This window comes from Betaproteobacteria bacterium (assembly GCA_009377585.1).
GTDB lineage: Bacteria > Pseudomonadota > Gammaproteobacteria > Burkholderiales > WYBJ01 > WYBJ01.
In genome coordinates, this window is sequence record WHTS01000211.1 from 1 (window position 1) to 5,443 (window position 5,443).

Consider the following 5,443-nt stretch of genomic DNA (forward strand, 5'->3'; position numbering starts at 1 on the left):
CTCTCAAGAAACCCAACCAGGTTTCTTAACCGCGCCTGCCCGCCTGCGGGGCTAATACTGCTCACGAGGAGGGGTGTCGGCGCAGCCGACGGGGTGGTGCGGTGTTTACCGTTTCGCACCCGCGCCTCATCGGTCGCCGGAACCTATGCTAACGCCCGGCGCGCGCCCGGAAGTTGTCGAATCGGCGCGCAACCGCGTGCGAGAGATAGAACGGTGCGATCACCTCGAGCGGCGACGGCGCGAAGCCGAAGATTCCGGGCCAGGCGCAGCCGCATACATTGTCGACCGACATGGAGCGCAAGTTGTCGCGCGTGAGGATTTTTAGCGGCGAGAATTCGAGCGCGAGCGCCTGCAGGTAGGACAACGTCTTGCCGAGCCCGATGATCGGGCGCGGGTGGCCGCTCAGCCGCCCGGCAAGCGCGACCAGCTCGCGCAGCGTATGGACGCTCGGTCCGCACAGCTCGTAGCGCTGGCCGAAGGTGCCGCATTCCTCCAGGGCAGCGGCGTATGCGCGCGCCACGTCCTCCACCCACACCGGCTGGAACTTCGCTTGCGGCGAGCCGAGCAGCACGATCGGCAGGACGCGCTGCATGCGCGCGAACAGGTTTAGCAGGCTGTCGCCCGAACCGAAGATCACCGACGGCCTGAACACCGTGACGGCGAGCGCGTCGCCTGCCGCCTGCAGCACGCGCGCTTCGCCCTCGGCCTTGCTGCGTTGGTATGCGCTGGGCGCGTTGGCAGCGGCGCCGAGCGCGCTCATGTGCAGCAGCCGCTTCACACCGGCGCGGCGGCAAGCCGCCACGATCTTCCCCGGCAGCTCGACGTGGACACGCTCGAAACTGTTCCGTCCGGAGGGTTGCAATATCCCGACCAGGTTGACGACCGCATCCGCGCCCGCGACCACCCGGTCGAGATCCGCGGGCGAATGCACGTCGGCACGGACCACGTCCGCGGTCGGCAACACGATCAGCTCGCGCTTGGCGCGCTCGCGATTGCGGGTGGGAACGACGACGTGGATGCCGCGCGCGCACAGCACCTCCGCGATGTGCCGCCCTACGAAGCCCGAACCCCCGATGAGGGTTACCTGCCCGATCTGCATGTTCGCTTCCTCAGCGATCGTGCCGTGGCGGAATGATGCCCAGTCGTTCCTTCAGGGAAACGACGCCACGCCCGAACACGCGCGCGTAGTAGGCTGCATTGGTCATCACTTTCTTCACGTAGTCGCGGGTCTCGTTGAACGGGATGGTCTCGGTGTAGACCGCAGCTTCCATGGAACCGTCGGAGCGCCATGCGCGCGCGCGGCCGGGACCTGCGTTGTAGCCGGCCGAGGCCAGCACGGGATGGTTATCGAGCTCGTCGAGCACGTGCCGCAGGTAGTATGTGCCGAGCGAAATGTTGGTGTCCAGGTCGGTGACGACCGCTTGGCGGAACCCCTTCAGGCCGAGCTTGCCCGCAACCCAGCGCGCCGTGGCGGGCATCAGCTGCATGAGGCCCATCGCCCCGGCGCTGGAGCGCGCATCGGCGATGAAGCGGCTTTCCTGGCGTACGACCCCGAACACCCAGGCCTCGTCCAGGGCGTGTTCGGTGGCATAGGCATGAAATTGTTCGCGGTAAGGGGCGAGGTAGCGCAGGCCGAAATCGTGCAAGCTGCGGGTGCGCTCGGCCGTATTGATGGCGCGATCCCACAGCTCGTTGCGACGCGCATATTCCGCGGCAGCGAGCAATTGCCGATCGTCGAAGTCGCCGATGGCCCATAGCCATTCGCGGTTGCCTTGGAACCGAAGACTGAGCCGATAGAAGGCAAGCGCGCGGCGGATGGCGCCCGTGGCCGCGATCGCCTGGATGTCGGCCTCCGAGGGCCGGTAGGCTTCGCTCGGCGCACCGATGGTCTCGCCCAGTTCCTCGGCCGCGAGCAGCCCGTAGAACTGATGCTCGGTGGACAGCGGCGCGAGCAAGGCATTCGCCTCGGCGTGCTTTCCCTGGACAGCGAGCGCGCGCGCTTTCCAGTAGCGCCACTCGGGCTCCGCCTGCCCGGCCTCGCTCATGGCGTCGACCGAGGCGATGAGCTCGGTCCACTCTCGCGCGCGCAACGCAGCGCGTGCCCGCCACGCCAGCTGGTTGTCGTCCAGCCGGCCCGCGCGCGCAAACCAAACGAGCGCTTCGGGATCGTGAAACAACGCCCCGTAATAGGCGATCCGGCCCCAGATATATTCCCGATCTTCCCGTCGAAGATCGGACGCGAACGTGCGAAACCGCGTCGCCCCTTCTTGCGGGGAAGCGCGGGCGAGCCGCTGGATCGCGAACAGGAAGATCTCGCGGGCGCCGTGCGCTTTGGGCACCTCGCCCCTGCGCTCGAGGTACTTGCGGGGATTGGCCGCCGCCGCATCCAGCTGCTTCGAGTTGAGTCCCTGGCGTCCCGGCAAGTGCCGGTCCAGGCTCTTGGCGAGGCTCACCTGGCCGTGCTGCAAGGCGAGCCGGATGCGCGCCCAGACATCGTCCGCATCGATCGCCCCGGCGGCCATCGCGCTCTCGTACACGGTGTTGCACGACTCGGGCACCGCGCGACGACTCGACAGCCAATGCGCGCGCACGGCTTGCAGCGCACCCGCATCGCCGAGGCGCACCGCGCGCTGTAGCGCGTAGCAGGTCACTTCGGTGTCTTCGGTGCGCAAGCCTGCTCGATCGAGATCGAACACCTCCCACAGGCCACGCCTGGCAACCGACTTGAGCCAGTCGTTGCGCAGGCGGTCAGCGAGCGGACCGTCGGCGAGCTGCGCCATCATGTCGCGCACGTCCTCGGCCGGCGTTTCATCGATTCGCTGGCGCATGCGATAGTAGGCCACGTAGGGATAGAGCACGTGTTCGCGTAGTCGCGGGGCAAGCGCATCCAGGCGCGCCCGATTGCCCGTGCGGAACGCTTCGCGCGCCGCCATGAAGTCGTCGTCGCTCTGCGCCCGTGCCGGCGCGGCCGCAAGCATCAGTGCGGCGGCGAGGATCCAGCAGCACACGCCCGATCGCCGGGCGATGTGCTCAGCGCAGAAAAAGCCGATACGCCGGGTTGCGGCTTTCATCCCAATAACGATACCCCAGATGTTGCAGGAAGCGTCGAAACGCCGCCTGGTCCTTGCGTGGAACCTGCATGCCGACCAGCACGCGGCCGTAGTCCGCGCCCTGATTGCGGTAGTGAAAGAGGCTGATGTTCCAGCCCCCGCTCATTGCGCTCAGGAACTTCATCAACGCACCGGGCCGTTCAGGAAACTCGAACCGGTACACAATCTCGTCGTTTACCTCGGCCGGCGCATGACCACCGACCGTGTGGCGGATGTGCAGCTTCGCCAGCTCGTTGTCGGAGAGGTCGAGCGTGGTCAGTCCGCTGCGTCGCAGCTCGGCGACCAGCTTGCCGGTCTCGGTGCGGTCGCGAACCTGAACCCCCACGAACACGTGCGCGCTGCCGGGATCGGCGTAGCGATAATTGAACTCGGTGATGCTGCGCATGCCGATGCGCGCGCAGAAATCGCGGAAGCTGCCCGGCCGCTCCGGAATCGTGACGGACAGAAGCGCTTCCCGGTGCTCGCCGAGCTCCGCGGCCTCGGCCACGAAGCGCAGGCGATCGAAGTTCATGTTGGCACCGGAGGCCACCGCGACCAGCGTTTCGTTGCGCGCCGCCTTGCGCTCGACGTAGCGTTTCGCGCCCGCGATCGACAAGGCCCCGGCCGGCTCGAGAATCGAGCGCGTGTCCTGGAAAACGTCCTTGATGGCGGCACAGATCTCGTCCGTATCGACCAGCACCACTTCGTCGACGAGCTGCCGGCAAAGGCGGAATGTTTCGCGGCCTACATTGCGTACGGCGACGCCATCAGCGAACAATCCGACCTGAGCAAGCTTCACCCGGCGCCCGGCCTTGAGCGATCGGTGCATCGCGTCGGCGTCCATCGGCTCGACACCGATCACGCGCACCTGCGGGCGCAGCCGCTTCACATAGGCCGCGATGCCCGAGATGAGCCCGCCGCCACCGATGGGCACGAAGATCGCATCCAGCGGTCCCGCGTGCTGGCGCAGGATCTCCATGCCGATCGTGCCCTGTCCCGCGATCACGTCCGGGTCGTCGTAGGGATGCACGAACGTGAGCCGGTTCGCGCGCGCGAGTTGCATCGAGTGCTCGTAGGCTGCGTCGTAGGTGTCGCCGTGCAGGACGACCTGCGCGCCGCGCTCCTGCACCGCCTGCACCTTGATCTGCGGCGTGGTGACCGGCATGACGACGAGCGCCCTGCAGCCGAGCTTGCGCGCCGCCAGCGCGACGCCCTGGGCATGGTTTCCGGCCGAGGCCGCGATGACGCCGCGCTCGAGCGCCGCCGGCTTCAGGCGCACCATCTTGTTATAGGCGCCGCGCAGCTTGAAGGAAAATACCTGCTGCATATCCTCGCGTTTGATGAGCAGCCGGCTGCCGAGGCGCGCGGACAGCCCGGGCGCAAGCTCCAGCGGGGATTCTTCGGCCACGTCGTAGACGCGAGCGGTGAGAATCCGTTCGAGGTAGTTGTTGGTCATCGGGGGAAGCAGCTCGGGCCGAATCGAGGTTAGCAGGAATGCGGCGATTGTGAAAAGCGGAAGCGATCGCTATTCTTGCCGCTGATCGTCGTCAGCGAAGCGCGGCAGCCATGACCCAGGACGAACTGAAGCAGGCGGTGGCCGCTGCTGCCGTGAGGGAAGTACCGGACGATGCGATCGTCGGCGTGGGCACCGGCTCGACGGCCAACTGCTTCATCGATGCGCTAGCTGCGCGCAAGGAGCGGATCCGGGCGGCGGTGGCGAGCTCCCAGGCGAGCGCGCAGCGGCTGCGCAAGGCCGGCATCGCGGTGCTCGATCTCAATGAAGTCGACGAGCTTCCGCTCTACGTCGACGGGGCCGACGAGATCGACGCGAGCCTGGCGATGATCAAGGGCGGCGGCGGCGCGCTCACCCGCGAAAAGATCGTCGCCGCGGTCGCCCGCCGCTTCGTCTGCATCGCCGACGAATCCAAGCGCGTGCAAAAGCTCGGCCGTTTTCCGCTCCCGATCGAGGTCATCCCGATGGCGCACGCCTACGTCGCACGCGAGATCGCCAAGTTCGGCGGCGAGCCTCGGCTCCGGGCCAGCTTCGTCACCGATAACGGCAACCTGATCCTGGACGTGTATGGGCTCGAGATCGCAGAGCCGGCGCGCTTGGAATCCGAGTTGAACCAGATCGCCGGGGTCGTGGCCAATGGTCTGTTCGCGCGGCGTCCGGCGGATTTGCTGCTGCTCGGCACGCAGGAGGGCGTGCGCGTTTACGAGCGCGAAGCCTAGCGATGGCGCAGTCTTCCGGACTTGCCGCGTTCCGGACCACCCCGTCCGCGCGACTCGCGCGTCCAGCCCCTCCTCGACGAGGAGGGGAATGCCTTGGATCTCCCCTCCTCGTCGAGGAGGGG

The 5,443-nt window shown here is 67.1% G+C and carries 4 protein-coding genes; 1 reads left to right on the top strand and 3 read right to left on the bottom strand.

Going from position 1 to position 5,443, the window contains the following annotated elements; genetic code table 11:
- Positions 1–148: 148 nt before the first annotated feature.
- From GEV05_30305 to ilvA, 3 genes are read right to left on the bottom strand one after another with little or no spacing between them, the layout of a single operon-like run.
- Positions 149–1,099, bottom strand: coding sequence for an NAD-dependent epimerase/dehydratase family protein (locus GEV05_30305; protein ID MPZ47575.1), 951 nt, complete (start codon positions 1,097–1,099; stop codon positions 149–151).
- Positions 1,100–1,109: 10 nt separating this feature from the next.
- Positions 1,110–3,071, bottom strand: a complete 1,962-nt coding sequence (locus GEV05_30310) for a transglycosylase SLT domain-containing protein (protein ID MPZ47576.1) — start codon at positions 3,069–3,071, stop codon at positions 1,110–1,112.
- Positions 3,031–4,545: a threonine ammonia-lyase, biosynthetic gene (gene ilvA, locus GEV05_30315; GenBank protein ID MPZ47577.1), complete on the bottom strand. Its 1,515-nt coding sequence runs from the start codon at positions 4,543–4,545 to the stop codon at positions 3,031–3,033. The genes GEV05_30310 and ilvA overlap by 41 nt, the downstream gene beginning before the upstream one ends.
- A gap of 110 nt (positions 4,546–4,655) precedes the next feature.
- Between ilvA and rpiA the strand changes: the two genes are divergently transcribed.
- On the top strand, positions 4,656–5,321 hold the full coding sequence (rpiA, locus tag GEV05_30320) for a ribose-5-phosphate isomerase RpiA (GenBank protein MPZ47578.1): 666 nt from the start codon (positions 4,656–4,658) through the stop codon (positions 5,319–5,321).
- The last annotated feature ends 122 nt before the right edge of the window (positions 5,322–5,443 follow it).